The following is a 15715-nucleotide window of genomic DNA, read 5'->3' on the forward strand; positions in this document are numbered from 1 at the left end:
CTCCGAGTTGTCGGCTGTCGCGCGTCGCTAGCGTTGTCCTCCGGCATTGGAATCATGCTCCAAATTGCGCGCGCACGAAACCGTCGAGCGCGGCGCGTACCTCGTCGTCATCGGTAAGCGGGCGCGTCATTGCGAGTGCGCAGGCCGCATGGGGATCGATTCCTCCGCGAATCAATGCGCACGCGTGCACGAGCATGCGTGTCGACATGCCCTCGGCTACTTCCCTGCCGCGAAGCTTGCGGGATTGAGCCGCAACGCGCACCAGCCTGAGTGCGATATCGCGCTCCACTTCGCCTTCGTGCGCGACGATATCGACTTCGGCCGCTTCGTCGGGATAGTGGAACTCCATGGCGCCAAAGCGCTGCCGTGTCGATGGCTTGAGGTCTTTTCCAAAGGCTTGATAGCCGGGGTTGTACGACACGATCAGCTGGAAGTCTGGATGTGCGTGAATCAGTTCCCCCCGTTTTTCCAGCGGCAGGATCCGGCGGTCGTCGGTCAGCGGATGAATGACGACGAGCGTATCCGGGCGCGCCTCGACGACCTCGTCGAGATAGCAGATCGCACCGTAGCGGGCGGCGAGCGTCAGCGGTCCATCTTGCCATTCGGTGCTGTCGTTGCGCAGCAAAAACCGGCCGGTAAGGTCCGACGCCGTTGTGTCCTCGTTGCACGCAACGGTCACGAGCGGCTTGTTCAATTGTGCTGCCATGTACTCGACAAAGCGCGTTTTGCCGCACCCCGTCGGGCCCTTGAGGACGAGCGGCATGCGCAGCGCGTGGGCTGCGGCGAACAGCTCCGTCTCCTGACCGACCGGCCGGTAGTAGGGCGTCTTCCTGATTCGATATTGTGCGAGGATATCGTGCATCGGCATCGTCCTTGAGAAATCGGTGCGGCGCGTTTGCGGCGCACCCGAATCGTTAGCGGTGCGTCGGTTCAGCGTGCGGAATACCGTCGATCGGGCATTCGGGCGTGCCGGGCGTCGTGCGCGTGAGCGCCTCGACTTCGCGGCGCGTGCCTTCGGGATCGTTGATCCACTTGCCATAGAACTCGAACGGACATGCCGCTACGCCATGGATGTCCTCGCCCGAGTTGATCTTGCCGGTGTAGCCGCGGTGCAGCAGCTTGTAGAGATGGTTCTGCGACTGCATGTTCTTGCGAGCATCGCGCAACAGGCTCGTCGAAAGTTCGGCGTACTGGATGCCCATTTCTTCCGTGCCGCATTCGCCGAGCGAGCGACCGTCGAAACCGACAATCGCGGAATGGCCGAAATACGAATAGACTCCGTCGAAGCCGGTGGCATTTGCGACTGCCACATAGACGTTGTTCATCCACGCCATTGTTTTCGCGACCATGACCTGCTGCTCTTTCGCCGGATACATGTAACCCTGGCAGCGCACGATCAGCTCGGCGCCGCGCATTGCGCAATCACGCCAGATCTCGGGGTAATTGCCGTCGTCGCAGATGATGAGGCTGATTTTGAGGCCCTTCGGTCCCTCCGACACGTAAGTGCAATCGCCGGGGTACCAGCCTTCGACCGGCGTCCACGGCATGATCTTCCGGTACTTCTGGACGATCTCACCTTTATTGTTGATGAGCACGAGCGTGTTATAGGGCGCTTTGCGCGGATGTTCCTCGTGTTGCTCGCCCGTCAGCGAGAAGACGCCCCAGACGTTTGCTTTCCGGCAAGCCGCGCCGAAGATTTCAGTTTCGGCGCCTGGTACTGTCGACGCCGTTTCGTACATCTCCTTGGGGTCGTACATGATGCCGTGCGTCGAGTATTCGGGAAAGACAACGAGGTCCATCCCCGGTAGCCCCTGCTTCATGCCCACGACCATGTCCGCTATCTTGCGCGCATTCTCGAGAACCTCGGCCCTCGTGTGAAGGCGCGGCATCTTGTAGTTGACGACGGCTACACCGACGCAGTCGTTGCTGCTGGAAATATCACCATGACGCATGCTTTTCTCCAATATTGAGGGCGGAAAACAAAAAAAAAGCCCGAGCAGACTCATAGGTCTGGTCGGGCTTTGTTGCCTTTTTCGCATTGCCGGCAGTGTTGGCGGTAATGCGAAAGTTCGATTGAACGCAGGCTACGGAAGAGGCGGCCAGTTGTCAAGCGACCAAAAACGTACGAGGACCAACGCGCTGTCAGTTGCACGTGCATGGAGAGCCGGCGCGGAAAAATGACTTGACAGTGTTTTTTCTCTATTTGATTCTCTTGGCCATCACGAACGATTCGTCAACAGCGACGAATGCAAGGGCAATAGAGCCCACCCCGCACCTGTGAAGGTGCGGGGTGGGCTCTTTTTTTGGTCAAATCAGATCGAGGCACTTCTCAACGGCCCCGGTCTCATCGAGAAAGAAAGTCATGTCATCTCCACAATCCATTAGTGCCGGCAGCGAAGCCGCGCTCGATCATGTGCTCGGGGAAGAGTACGAACACACACCTGTCCCTCAAGCGGCGCGACGCAGTGTGCTGTCGGTAGCGACGGTATGGATCAGCTTTCCGATGATCATTACAAGCGCGATGACGGGCTCCATTCTCGTCGCGGGCATGGGCTTTCTCCACGGACTCGGGGCGATGCTCCTCGGTAACCTGCTGATGTTCATGTATGTCGGACTGCTAGGCGGCCTTGGCGCGAAGCACGGGCTCAACTTCGCGCTGCTTGCAAGCCGCGTGTTCGGGCGCAAAGGATATGCGTTGGCGTCCGGCTTGCTGTCGAGCCTGCTCCTCGGATGGTATGCCGTCCAGACCGGCATCACGGGCAATCTCATCCATTCGTCGTCGGGTGCCAGCTACTTCTTGATGACGTTCGTTGCCGGCGTCCTGTATCTGGCCGTAACGTTCGTCGGCATCCGGGGCCTGCATTGGCTAGGCATGGTCTCGGTGCCGCTATTTCTCGTTCTGGGCACCTGGGTGGCTATCGATGCGGCCGGCCATACGGGATGGAGCAGCGTGTTCACGTATAGTGGCACAAACCCGGCTTCGTCGATGGCATTCGGCGTCGGATTGACGATCGTCATCAGCCTTTTCGTCGATGCGGGCACCGTCTCAGCGGACTTCAACCGCTGGGCGAAAAATGGCAGCGACTCGTGGATCGTGACATTCTCGGCATTTCCTTTTGCGAACTGCTACGCGATGCTGATGGGCGGCATCATGACCGCGGCCATCGCGCTGCCCAATCCGCAGCCGTTCGGAATGGACAATATGTTCGGCTACATGCTCCACCAACACGAGACGTGGCTGAGCGCGATTGCGGTGGTGTTCCTTTTCTGCAGCCTCGGCTCTGTCTGCGCACACTGTCTTTATAACGCTTCGGTCGGCTGGTCGCGGATCATCGGAGTCAAGATGCGCACCGCGGCGGTCATCCTTGCGGTCGCCGGTATCGCGGTTGCCGCGACCAATGTATGGGCGCTCTTCATTCCATGGCTTTCCGTGCTCGGCATCATCGTGCCGCCGATCGGCGCGATCGTGATCGTCGACCTGTACATTGCGCGGCCCGGGGCCGAGATCGACAGGCAATGGCGTGCCCAGGCCTTTGCAGCCTGGATCATCGGATCGGTAGCAGCGTATGTCGTCGAAAAACAGTTTCCGGAGTTCTCGACGGCGGTATCGGCATTCGTGGTCAGCGCGGTGGCTTACGGCTTGATCGCGCAGGTGTCGAAGAAAGCGGCGGCGACTGCTGAACGCATTTGACTATAAGGCGGCGCTCAACGACGAGGGCGGCCGCCCCAAGGTTCTACATCAACGTGTCTCACTAAGGGTGGTTTCAACATGTCCGATTACAAAGTATTCTCTCTTGGCGACGTCGTACTGCAAAGCGGCATGCGCATTCCCGACGCCAGGCTGGCGTACAAAACCTACGGCACGCTTAATGCCGCGAAAGACAACGTCATCGTCTACCCGACGTGGTACTCAGGCCAGCATTACGAAAATGAATGGCTGATCGGCGAAGACAAGGCGCTCGATCCGCGCAAGTACTTTATCGTCGTGCCGAACATGTTCTGCAACGGGCTTTCGTCGTCGCCCAGTAATACGCCCGCTCCATACGGCAAAGCACGTTTTCCGAACGTGACGGCGTACGACAACGTGCGTATGCAATGGCGGCTCGTCACGGAGGTGTTCGGTATCGAACGGATCGCTCTCGTGACTGGCTGGTCGATGGGCGCATTGCAGACATTCCATTGGGGAGCGATGTATCCGGAAATGGTCGAGCGCATTCTGCCGTTCCAGGGGGCCGCGAAATGCTCGCGGCACAACTTCGTGTTTCTCGAGGGCGTCAAGGCAGCGCTGACTGCGGATGCAGCGTTCCGCGACGGCTGGTACGACGTTCAACCGGAAAAGGGCTTGCGCGCGGCGTCGCGCGTCTACGCGGGTTGGGGGCTGTCTCAGTCGTTTTATCGTGAAAAGCTCGATCTGGAAACGCTTGGCTATGCGTCGATCGAAGATTTCCTGGTCGGTTTCTGGGAAGGTTGGCTGCTCTCGAAAGACGCCAACAACCTGCTCGGCATGCTGTGGACCTGGCAGAACGGCGACATCAGCAATAACCCGCTTTACGGGGGCGACTTCGTCAAGGCACTCTCGTCGATCAAGGCGAAGGCGATCGTCATGCCTTGCAGGACCGATCTCTACTTCCCGACCGAGGACAGCGCCTTCGAGGTCAGTCATATGCCCAATGCCGAACTGCGCGTTGTTGATTCCGTCTGGGGACACTTTGCCGGCGGACCGGGAACCAGCCCGGTGGATATCGAAGTGCTCGACAAAGCATTGCGAGAGCTTCTCGCGAGCTGAACGTTAGCTCAGTTGCGGCGCTGACGACAGCCGTTCGCCGTATCGGCTGTCGTGCGTTGTTTCGATTTATGGATACCTAATTGAAGTAAGTATAAGAAAGGTCTGTTGATGTCTACCATTAAAGAAAAGTTAGCAGTACTGGCAATCGCAGGTATGTTCGCTTCAATCGCTCATGCACAAAGCAGCGTGACGCTTTACGGAGTACTCGATGAAAGCCTGCAGTACACCAACAGCGTAAAGAGCAACGGGCATGCGGGTTCGGTCCTGGGACTCGCCGACGGCGCCAACAACACCATGGTTTGGGGGATCAAGGGCAAGGAAGATCTCGGTGGCGGCCTGCATGCCGTCTTTACGCTCGAAAGCCAGTTCGGGCTCAGCAACGGTTCGCTCGCGTTCAATAACGATTTGTTCGGACGTCAGTCATGGGTGGGCCTTTCCGACGACCGCTGGGGCACGGTGACCTTGGGCAAACAGTACACGCCTCTGGCTGATTACCTCTGTCCGGTCTCTGCCTATTGCTCATTCGGCGGCAACATGTCGGCGCATGTCTACGACAACGACAACGTCGGGGGCAGCTACACGATCAACAACTCCGTCAAGTACCAGAGTCCCGTAATCGCAGGGTTCCATTTCGGTGCGATGTATGCCTTTTCAAACGACGCGGGGCAGTTCACGAACAACAATCTGCTGAGCGTCGGCGCCGGCTATGACAATGGCCCGCTCCACGTTTCAGCAGCCTACATGGACGCAACCAATCCGGCGAGCGGAACGAATGCGAACGGCGGCGCCGTCGGCTCGAACATGTACGCCTTTTTTCCTGCCGGAAACCATCGTGTATGGGGCGCCGGCGCGAACGTCGATATCGGCAAGGGCGCAGTCGGCGTGCTGTATACGCATTCGACCTACCTCGCGCTTGCCACTGGCGACAATGGGTTTTCCGATATCAACGGTGACGACTTGCGTTTCGACAATTACAGCCTCTATGGTCACTATCCGCTAAGTGGCGCACTCAGTCTCGGGGCAGGGTACACCCTGACGAACGAGCACCTGTCAGGTTCGACGGGCGCCACGCTGCACAATCAACAGATCACGGTCGACGCCGATTATCATCTGAGCAGGCGGACAACGCTTTACATGGAGGCGGCTTATCAGCACATCTCGGGCGGCAGTGGCTTGAGTCTGGGGTACGCAAACATCATCACTGCCGGCTCGGCGGCGACGAACAACCAGGCGCAGCTCGTTGCGGGTATTCGCGAAACTTTTTAAGTGAACGAAATCGCGCCCGGCTTCAAGCCTGGCGCCACCTGGCGCGTGACTCGTGTTCGCGCCAGGCCCTGAAAGCGTTGATCCTGTAGCGCTCGCACCCAAGGTAATTACCGCTGTTCGGCTTTGATTGCGAGTGCTGCCGCAGCAGAACGTGTTTCCACGTGAAGTTTGCGGAATAAATGCTCCAGATGTTTGTTGACGGTGCGCGGCGCCATATCAAGGATGTCGCCGATATCGCGATTGGTCTTGCCTCGCGAAAGCCACAACAGTACGTCAGCCTCGCGGCTCGTGATGCCGAATTGAGCCGCCAGTGAAGCCGTCCTCGCCACATCGTCGAACTCCTCCAGGATCATGACCCATTCGCCGCGCACCGGGCTGCCTGTAACGCGGACCGTGCGGCGCACGCCGTTCACATTGGTCTCGTGAACCGTGTGGGTATCCCGGCCGCTCTTGACCCACGATGCGAGCCACAGGTGCAGCTGGTCGGGCAAGCGTGAGAGCGATGCGTCGTCCGCGTCATCGTTTCCCGTCCGTGCGTCGTCATACCGTGAAAGTTGCGCCGTCGCTTGCGTGTTTTGCCACCGGATGGTGCCGTCCACTGTCGCGATAACGGCTGCACGCGTTTCCAGACCCGCCACCGCGTCCATGTACTGTTGCGCGCGCGCGCGTTGTACGTGCGCCGCGATACGTGCGCACACTTCGGTGGGTTTGACCGGCTTCGTCACATAGTCGATGCCACCGACCCGGAAACCTTGCACAACATGTTCGCTTTCGGTGAGCGCCGTCATGAAGATCACGGGTAGATGCGCGCGATTCCTGTCGAGCTTCAGAAGTCGGCACGTTTCGAAGCCATCCATGCCGGGCATCATCGCATCCATCAGGACAATATCGGGCGTGACGCGGGCAACACATTTAAGTGCGGATTCGCCATCCAGGGCCACAAGCACGGTGTAGCCGGTGGAATGCAGCGCATCGGAAAGTAGCGCGAGATTGTCCGGCGTGTCGTCGACAATTAGCACGACGGTGCGGTCCCCCGGAAGCCCAATCGGGATGGAATCAATGCGGTCAACGGATTCTTCAACCATGCGAGTCGTTAGAGAAAAGTTCAAGTTGATGCGCGAAGTCGGCCAACTGGAAGCGCTGGGCCAGCGAGCGTAGCGACATCAGTTGGCCATGCAGTTCCGGCAGTTCTGCTGCCGAGGCGTCAAGCTGCTCGATCACGCCCTGCACGTACCCCAAGTCCAGCAGCGACCTGAGCCTCGTGCGCAAAGCTTGCGGCAAGCAGCGGCTGTTCGCCTGCGGAGCGGAAAGGAGCGGCATCGGGACGTCGGCTGGCTGACGCGAGACAATCCATTCAAGCTTCATCAGGCTTGCCAGCTTGTCGAGCAGAAGCGAAACTTCGAGAGGCTTAACCAGATAGTCACCGCAGCCTATGGTCGCCGCGCGCTCGCGGTCGTCGGCGAATGCATGCGCCGACAGCAGCACGATGGGTGCCGCACTGAGCAGGCGCTCGCGAATCAGCCGGCTCGTTTCGTAGCCGTCCATTTCGGGCATCGAGATATCCATGATGATTGCGTCGGCCGGAAGCGTGCCGAGCCATTGCAGCGCTTCCGGCCCGCTTCCAGCCTCCGCGACATGGAAGCCGAGCGGCGAGAGCAACTGAACCACAATCGCGCGTTGTTCAGGCAAGTCGTCGACGAGCAGAACGGTGCGCCGCTGCCCATGGTATCCGCGGATGTCCGCGAGGTCTCTGCGCACGGCTTCGACAGCGTACGCCTCGGGCGCGAAAAGCTTCACGATGAAGCGAGTGCCCTTGCCGACTTCGCTGTCCACTTCAAGGCTGCCGCCGAGCGCATGCGTCAACAGGCGGCAAATGGTCAAGCCGAGCCCAGCGCCATGATCGCTCTCGCGCGCCGCATGACCACGTTCGAACGGCATGAAAAGCCGCTCGATCTCGACGGCCGGAATACCGGGCCCGGTGTCGATCACCTCGAACGTCAACGTATCCCATGCATGGCTGACCCGCAGGGTCACGGTACCGGCGGGCGTAAAGCGTATTGCATTGCCGATCAGGTTCGTGAGGATCTGACGCATGCATTTTCCATCGGTCTTCACGACGCGCGGCAGGCGGCCGACGGTTTGCAAATTGAAGTTCAGCCCCTTTTCGGCAGCCTGCGGGCGGAGCATGGCGGTGAGATGCGCGATGAAATCCAGCAGCGACACTTTCGTGACGTTCAGTTGCAACTTGCCCGCTTCGATGCGCGCGACATCGAGCAGGCCGTCAACGAGCGCAAGCAGATGTTCGCCGCTTCGATGAATGGTCTCGATAGCATGGAGCCGGCCCTGCGGAAGTTCATGTTTTGCCTGCAACAGCAATTGGGCATAGCCGAGGATGCTGTTGAGCGGCGTGCGCAGCTCGTGGCTCAAGCCGGTGACGTATCGGCTCTTTGCCTGGTTGGCCGACTCTGCCGCTGCCGTCGCGCGTTTGAGCGCCGCATCCGTCTTCCGGTGAGCATCGATTTCGTGCATCAGCAGTTCGGCTTGACGCTGCGACTCTTCCTGCGTGACCCGCCGGTTTTCGCGTTCGAGTACGAGCCACCAGGCGGCGATGCAGCCGACCAGCGACAGGGCGAAGAAGATCTTCAAATAGCTCTGTACGAGCATTTTCCATTGGGGGGAATGGGGCGCAGCAAGCGCGCTCACGCTTTGCGATCCGGCGAGGTACAGCACGATCGCGAGCAGCGCAAGCATCGCGGCCACGAGACTGAGATAGTGGACAATGCGTAGCGAAGCTGGCCCGGGCACGATGCGCGGAAATATCCGCCGGGCAGTCGCGTTGAGCTGCGATCCGAACCGCGCGTGGGGCTTGCAGCGGTCGTTGCAGCGCGAGTCAAGCGAACAGCACAGTGAGCAGATGGTGCCGCCGTATGCAGGGCAGTGGGCCGTATCGTCGTATTCGAATTCGTTTTCGCAAATGACGCAGCACCGCGTTTGGCCGTTCCCGGGCGGTTCGGCTTCGCGTGCCAGATAGTATCGTCCGCGCGTTGCGATCGCGATGACCGGCGCGCACGCGAACGCAACGCCGAAAGCAATGAACGAAGACATCGCCTGAGCGGGTTCGCCGAGCATTCCGATATCGGCAAGCGCCGCGACCACCGTGGCGATCAACATCGCGCCCACACCGACGGGATTGATGTCGTACAGATGGGCCCGCTTGAACTCGACGTGGCGGGGGCTATAACCGAGCGGCTTGTTGATAACGAGATCGGCGACGAGCGCGCCGATCCACGCGATAGCGATGTTCGCATACATCGACAGCACTTTACTGATGGCGTCGAATACGCCCATTTCGACGAGCATCAACGCGATCAGCACGTTGAAGACGAGCCAAACGACGCGCCCTGGGTGGCTGTGCGTGAGCCGGGCGAAGAAGTTCGACCATGCCAGTGAGCCGGCGTAGGCATTCGTCACGTTGATCTTGAGCTGGGAGACGATGACGAATAGCGTCATCGCCGGCAGCGCCCAGCTGGCGAGCCCGAGCGGATCGAGCAACTGGTGGTAGGCGACCAGATACATTTGCGTCGGTTCCACCGCATGCGAAACGTCGATTTCGGATTGAACTGCAACGAAAGCCAGCAGCGCGCCACCCAGCATCTTGAGTGCGCCCGGAACGATCCAGCCGGGGCCGGCGGTAAGGAGTGCGGCCCACCAGCGCTTGCGGTTGTGCGCACCGAGCGGCGGCAGGAAACGCAGATAGTCCACCTGTTCGCCGACCTGAACGATCAGCGCGAACACGACGGTGCAGGCGTGACCGAACGCGATAAAACTGAATTCGCGCCCGTGCGGTGCGAGCCCGGAGAACGTCGTCCACTCGGCGAGCAGGCCGGGGTTTCTCCACAGCACGGCGCCGTACGGAAGCACGAACAGCACGAGCCACAGCGGCTGGGTCCAGCTCTGCAGGCGGTTGATCAGCGTGATGCCAAACATCACGATGGGTATCACGACGAGCGCGCTGATCACATAGGCGACGTCGATGGATATGTGGAAGTAGAGCTGCAGCGCGAGCGACATGATTGCCGCTTCGAGCGCAAAGAAGATGAAGGTGAAGCTTGCGTAAAGAAGCGAGGTCAGCGTCGAGCCGATGTAGCCGAAGCCGGCGCCACGAGTCAGCAGGTCCATGTCGACGCCGTAGCGCGCCGCGTAATAGCTGATCGGCAGGCTGGTCAGGTAGATGAGGACAGAGACCGTGACGATCGCGCAGACCGCATTCGTGAAGCCGTAATTGACCATCAGCGAACCACCAATCGCCTCGAGCACGAGGAACGACACCGCGCCGATCGCGGTATTCGCGACCCGCCATTCTGACCAACGGCGAAACGCGCGCGGCGTGAAGCGCAGCGCGTAATCTTCAAGTGTTTCGTCGCCGACCCATGCATTGTAGTCGCGCCTGATCTTCACGATGCGCTGCGTTGTGGGTTGCGGCGATGCAGACTGGTGCATCCGTGTCATGTTCAATGATCCAGAAGAGTGCGCCGACCATGGCGGGGATCATAGAAGCAAGTGACGTTCCATAAATGTCGTTGGATATACGTCAATCGACGTATTTCGCTTCCCATTTTGGCTCCATACATTCTGGCCCACACACCGGCGGGACCTGCCGGCGACTACTCCCCGCAACGCGGATCAGACAAGGAGAATGTAATGGCCGTAGACGATCGACTCGACGACGATGCACCCGACGCCCCTTCGCTATTGCGCAGGCGTCTGTTGGGCGGCATGGCCGCAGCGCCGCTGGTTGCGCTTGGCATGCCGCGCATGGCATTCGCGCAGGTGCCGCCGACGGCGAAGGTGAACACGACCGGTCTGGCCGTGACTGACAGCACCGTGACGGTCGGTCAGCTACACTCGGCGACGGGCACGATGGCCATCTCCGAGACTGGGTCGATCCAGGCGGAGCGGCTCGCGATCGACCAGATCAATGCGATGGGCGGCGTACTTGGCCGCAAGATCCAGATCATTCAGGAAGACGGTGCTTCCGATTGGCCCACATTCGCCGAAAAATCGAAGAAGCTGCTCGAGAACGATCACGTGGCCGCTGTGTTCGGCTGCTGGACGTCGGCTTCGCGTAAGGCAGTGCTGCCGATTTTCGAAAGGGACAACGGGCTGCTCTATTACCCGACGTTCTACGAAGGACTCGAACAGTCGAAGAACGTGTTCTACACGGGGCAGGAGGCGACCCAGCAGATTCTGTGGGCGCTCGACTGGGCGTCGCAGACGAAAAAGGCGAAGACGTATTTCCTCGTTGGCTCTGACTACATCTGGCCGCGCACCTCGAACAAGATCGCGCGTCGTCATATCGAGCAGCATTTGCATGCGAAGGTGGTCGGCGAGGAGTACTACCCCCTCGGCACGACCGATTTCTACTCGCTGATGAACAAGATCAAGCTCGCGCGGCCGGACTGTATTCTCGCGACCGTGGTCGGTGGTTCGAATGTGGCGTTCTACAAGCAGCTCAAAGGCGCCGGCATCACGCCGCAAAAGCAGTTCCTGATGACGCTGTCGGTCACCGAAGATGAAGTGCTTGGCATCGGCGGCGACAATTTCGCCGGCTTCTATTCGTCGATGAAATATTTCGAGTCGCTCGACAACGATATCAACAAGAAGTTTGTCGCGGCCTTCAAGGCCAAGTACGGCCCGCACGCAGTGATCGGTGACGTGACCCAGGCGGCTTACCTCGGTCCCTGGATCTGGAAGGCCGCATGTGAGCGCGCAGGCAGCTTCGATGTCGACAAGGTAGTCGCCGCATCCGCGGGTATAGAACTCAAGAATGCACCGCAGGGCTACGCGAAGGTCGACCCCAATCACCACCTGTGGAGCCGCTCGCTGATCGGTGAGGGGATGCCGGACGGCCAGTTCAAGGTGGTCGCGCAGTCCGCGGAGCCGATCCAGCCGAACCCGTTCCCAAAGGGTTACATGTAACTGCCTGCAATGTCAGCACGGTGGTTCGCGCACGCGCGGCCCCGCTCCAGGAGTACTTCGATGGCCGCTTCAGATATTTTCAACATTACGCTGATGCAGGGCTTCGCAGGACTGAGCCTCTTCAGCGTCCTGCTGCTGATGGGGCTCGGGCTTGCCGTGATCTTCGGCCAGATGGGTGTGATCAACATGGCCCACGGCGAGTTCATGACGATCGGCGCATACACGGTGTACATGTTTTCGTGGTTCGCTCAGAACGTGTGGCACGCGTTCACCCCGGTCTATTTTTTCTTTGCGATCGTGGCCGCGTTCTTACTCGCGTTTGCCGCGGGCTGGCTTGCCGAATGGGCGCTGATCCGACATCTGTACCGACGTCCGCTAGATACGCTGCTCGCCACGTGGGGCTTGAGCCTTGGCATGCAGCAGGTGTTTCGCTCCACCTTTGGGCCGAAGGAGGTAAGTCCCGCGCTGCCGGACTGGCTCATGGGCTCGTGGGAGCCGGCCCAGGGGCTCGACATTCCGGTGAGCGGGCTGTTCGTGATGGGGCTGGCGCTGCTGATGACCGGTGGATTGCTGCTCGCGCTTTATCGCTCGCGCTGGGGGCTGCGCGTGCGTGCGACGGTCGCAAACCGTCCCATGGCCAACGCGGCAGGCATCAATACGAAGCTTACGGACCGGATGACGTTCGCGATCGGCTGCGGCGTCGCGGGTGTGGCGGGCGCGGCCTTCACGGCGATCGGCTCTACCGGCCCGACGAGCGGTTCGCTTTACATTGTGGACTCGTTTTTGGTCGTGACGTTCGGCGGCGCGGCGAGCCTGTTCGGTACGGTGGCGTCGGCGTTCGGTATCGCGCAAATGCAGTCGATCAGCGAGTTTTTCCTGTCGGGATCTACCGCACGCGTGCTCACGCTGCTCACTGTCGTGATCATCCTGATGCTGCGTCCGCAGGGCCTCTTCGCTTCGAAAGTACGGCGAGCGTGACGCTTTCCCCTATGTCGGTGGGCGCCGGTTTCCGGCGACCGGCCGATTCCCTTTGCTGATCAACCTGTTCGGAGAGACGGACATGGACATGAATCCTTTGGCGGACCGCGCGTCCGCGCAGGCCGGTCCCGCGGCGCCGACGAGAGGTTGGCGCACGCTGGCGCGCTGGATCGACGGATCCGGTTATGGCGGCATCGCAATACTGGCCGTGCTGATCCTCGTGATCTTTCCACTCGCCCTCGATGCGTTCCGTCTGAATATGATGGGCAAGTATCTGACGTATGCATTCGTCGCCGTCGGACTGGTCATCGCCTGGGGATACGGTGGAGTCCTCAGTCTCGGTCAGGGCGTGTTCTTCGGGCTCGGTGGTTACGCGATGGCGATGTTCCTGAAACTCGAGGCGTCCGACCCGATCTCGACGAAGACCCAGACGACGCCAGGCATTCCAGACTTCATGGACTGGAATCAGGTGACGGCGTTGCCCTTCTGGTGGAAGCCGTTTCATTCGCTGCCATTTTCAATCCTCGCGACCCTCGCCGTGCCGACCGCGCTCGCGTTCGTCATCAGCTACGCGATGTTCAGGCGGCGCGTGGGAGGCGTGTATTTCGCGATTATCACCCAGGCGGTCGCGCTGATCCTCTCAGTATTGATCATCGGCCAGCAGGGCTTTACCGGTGGCGTCAACGGCATTACCGATCTGCGCACGCTGCACGGCTGGGACATCCGCTCGAATGAGGCGAAGCTCATCCTGTACTTCATCAACTCGGTGCTGCTGCTGGTTGCACTGCTCGTCTGCCGCTGGATCCAGCGCAGCAAGCTCGGCACGCTATTGCTTGCGATGCGTGACAAGGAAGATCGCGTGCGCTTCTCCGGCTACGACGTCGCGATGTTCAAGGTGTTCGCGTTCTGCGTGGCCGCGTTGCTTGCCGCAGTCGGCGGCGCAATGTTCACCCTCCAGGTAGGGTTCATGTCGCCGTCATTTGTAGGGATCGTACCGTCGATCGAGATGGTGATCTATGCGGCAATCGGTGGACGGATGTCGCTCGTGGGCGCGGTGTATGGCGCGCTGCTGGTGAACCTCGGAAAATCCTGGGCCTCCGAGAGCTTTCCGAATCTATGGCTGTTTGTCATGGCGGCCATGTTCATCGGTGTCGTGATGGCGTTCCCGAATGGGCTGGCCGGACTGTACGAGCAGTATGTGCGGCCGCGTTTTCAGCGTCTGCTGCGCGACACCGCGCAGAAGGAGGGGTGAACAGTGAGCAATACGGACTTTCTGCTGGCGATCGAAGATCTCACCGTGTCGTTCGACGGCTTCAAGGCGATCGATTCGTTGAACCTTTATCTCGAGCGCGGCGAACTGCGCGTCGTGATCGGCCCCAATGGTGCTGGCAAGACAACCTTGCTCGATCTCATCTGCGGCAGAACCAGGGAAACCGGCGGAAGCATCAAGTTCCGCAACGAGGAAATCACCAGGCTGGCCGAGTACCGGCGGGTGCGAAAGGGCATCGGGCGCAAGTTCCAGACGCCTTCCATCTATGAAAACCTCACGGTCGCGCAGAATCTCGAGGTGTCGTTCCCACGAGGGCGCAGTGTGTTTGGCGCATTGGCGTACAAACAGGATTCGGAGGTAGCTGATCGGGTCCAGGCGGTCGGGCAGGACATCGGTCTGGCTCAGACGCTCGATCTCGAGGCCGGCCTGCTGTCGCACGGGCAGAAGCAGTGGCTCGAGATCGGCATGCTGCTGATGCAGGATCCGGAGTTGCTGATGCTCGATGAGCCGATCGCGGGCATGAGCGCACGCGAGCGCGAGATCACGGCTGAACTGCTCGACCGCATCTGCCGCAACCGTTCGATGATCGTCATTGAACACGACATGGCGTTTGTCGAGCGCATTGCACACACCGTCACGGTAATGCATCAGGGAAAGATTCTGGCCGAGGGACCGATGGCGCAGGTGCAGGCTGATCCCCGCGTAATCGACGTCTATCTCGGACACTAAGGAGAGGGAACATGCTGGAAGTCGACGATCTGGTGGTGAGCTATGGGCAGAGCGAGGTGCTGCATGGCATTGGATTCAATGTCGCGAGCAAGGAAACGGTCGCTGTGATGGGCCGAAACGGAATGGGCAAAACCACGCTGTTCAAGGCGCTCATCGGCATGCTGCCGTCCGGCCGCGGCACGGTGCGCGTGGATGGGGTGGACGTATCGAACGACGAAGGCTTTCGTCGCGTCGCGAAGGGGATCGGTTACGTGCCGCAAGGGCGGCAGATTTTTTCATCGCTGAGCGTCGAAGAGAACATTCAGACGGGACTTGAGAACGCGGAAAGCTCGCGCGTGCCCGACGAAATCTTCGCGCTCTTTCCGGTCCTCTATGACATGCGAAAGCGCAAGGGCGGGAATCTTTCGGGTGGCCAGCAGCAGCAGCTGGCGATCGCGCGGGCGTTGGCCACGAACCCAAAGGTGCTGCTGCTCGACGAGCCGACTGAAGGCATTCAGCCGTCGGTCATCAAGGACATCGCGAAGGCGCTGAACGAGATTCGCAGGACGCGCGACATCGCCATCCTCGTGTCGGAGCAGGTGTTGACCTTCGCGCTCGATGTCGCGGACAGGCTGTTCGTGATCGAGGGCGGGCGCTTCGTGCACCAGAGCTCGCGCGATGCCGGCGACACGGACCGGATTCGCGAATACCTGTCCGTCTGAACGCCA

The 15715-nt window shown here is 60.2% G+C and carries 12 protein-coding genes; 8 read left to right on the top strand and 4 right to left on the bottom strand.

The genetic code is table 11. The features are described from left to right. Positions 1–52: 52 nt before the first annotated feature. Positions 53–862 carry a CbbQ/NirQ/NorQ/GpvN family protein gene (locus SB772_RS36690; RefSeq protein WP_410838009.1) on the bottom strand — a complete coding sequence of 270 codons (810 nt, stop codon included), beginning with the start codon at positions 860–862 and terminating at the stop codon, positions 53–55. Positions 863–914: 52 nt separating this feature from the next. Further along, the gene (locus SB772_RS36695) at positions 915–1952 is read right to left on the bottom strand and encodes an aliphatic amidase (protein ID WP_410838010.1); all 1038 of its coding nucleotides are present in this window, start codon (positions 1950–1952) and stop codon (positions 915–917) included. A 410-nt stretch (positions 1953–2362) separates the two neighbouring features. Here SB772_RS36695 and SB772_RS36700 point away from each other — a divergent pair, with 410 nt between their 5' ends. The 3 genes from SB772_RS36700 to SB772_RS36710 all read left to right on the top strand — a co-directional run bounded on the left by SB772_RS36700 (position 2363) and on the right by SB772_RS36710 (position 6052). After that, positions 2363–3691 (top strand): purine-cytosine permease family protein, encoded by a 1329-nt coding sequence (locus SB772_RS36700; protein ID WP_410838011.1) that lies wholly within the window; start codon positions 2363–2365, stop codon positions 3689–3691. 78 nt (positions 3692–3769) lie between these two features. After that, positions 3770–4786: an alpha/beta fold hydrolase gene (locus SB772_RS36705; RefSeq protein ID WP_410838012.1), complete on the top strand. Its 1017-nt coding sequence runs from the start codon at positions 3770–3772 to the stop codon at positions 4784–4786. A gap of 108 nt (positions 4787–4894) precedes the next feature. Further along, complete coding sequence (locus tag SB772_RS36710; protein ID WP_410838013.1) at positions 4895–6052, top strand: porin; 1158 nt, start codon at positions 4895–4897, stop codon at positions 6050–6052. A gap of 107 nt (positions 6053–6159) precedes the next feature. Here the strand turns inward: SB772_RS36710 and SB772_RS36715 are convergent, their stop codons facing one another. Together SB772_RS36715 and SB772_RS36720 are read right to left on the bottom strand one after the other, a co-directional pair. Next, positions 6160–7137 carry a response regulator gene (locus SB772_RS36715; RefSeq protein ID WP_410838014.1) on the bottom strand — a complete coding sequence of 326 codons (978 nt, stop codon included), beginning with the start codon at positions 7135–7137 and terminating at the stop codon, positions 6160–6162. Next, entirely contained in the window at positions 7130–10561 is a 3432-nt protein-coding gene (locus tag SB772_RS36720; protein ID WP_410838015.1) for an ATP-binding protein, read from the bottom strand. Before SB772_RS36720 ends, SB772_RS36715 begins: the two co-directional genes overlap by 8 nt. Positions 10562–10753: 192 nt before the next feature. Here SB772_RS36720 and urtA point away from each other — a divergent pair, with 192 nt between their 5' ends. From urtA to urtE, 5 genes are all read left to right on the top strand, one after another. Next, positions 10754–12031, top strand: a complete 1278-nt coding sequence (gene urtA, locus SB772_RS36725) for an urea ABC transporter substrate-binding protein (RefSeq protein WP_410838016.1) — start codon at positions 10754–10756, stop codon at positions 12029–12031. 60 nt (positions 12032–12091) lie between these two features. Then, on the top strand, positions 12092–13009 hold the full coding sequence (gene urtB, locus SB772_RS36730; protein ID WP_410838017.1) for an urea ABC transporter permease subunit UrtB: 918 nt from the start codon (positions 12092–12094) through the stop codon (positions 13007–13009). Positions 13010–13097: 88 nt separating this feature from the next. Next, the gene (gene urtC / locus SB772_RS36735; RefSeq protein WP_410838038.1) at positions 13098–14261 is read left to right on the top strand and encodes an urea ABC transporter permease subunit UrtC; all 1164 of its coding nucleotides are present in this window, start codon (positions 13098–13100) and stop codon (positions 14259–14261) included. A gap of 3 nt (positions 14262–14264) precedes the next feature. After that, positions 14265–15008 carry an urea ABC transporter ATP-binding protein UrtD gene (urtD, locus tag SB772_RS36740; protein WP_410838018.1) on the top strand — a complete coding sequence of 248 codons (744 nt, stop codon included), beginning with the start codon at positions 14265–14267 and terminating at the stop codon, positions 15006–15008. An 11-nt stretch (positions 15009–15019) separates the two neighbouring features. Continuing rightward, the gene (gene urtE / locus SB772_RS36745; protein ID WP_410838019.1) at positions 15020–15709 is read left to right on the top strand and encodes an urea ABC transporter ATP-binding subunit UrtE; all 690 of its coding nucleotides are present in this window, start codon (positions 15020–15022) and stop codon (positions 15707–15709) included. The last annotated feature ends 6 nt before the right edge of the window (positions 15710–15715 follow it).

Source organism: Paraburkholderia sp. SIMBA_030, from assembly GCF_046535245.1.
In the GTDB taxonomy this organism is placed as follows: domain Bacteria; phylum Pseudomonadota; class Gammaproteobacteria; order Burkholderiales; family Burkholderiaceae; genus Paraburkholderia.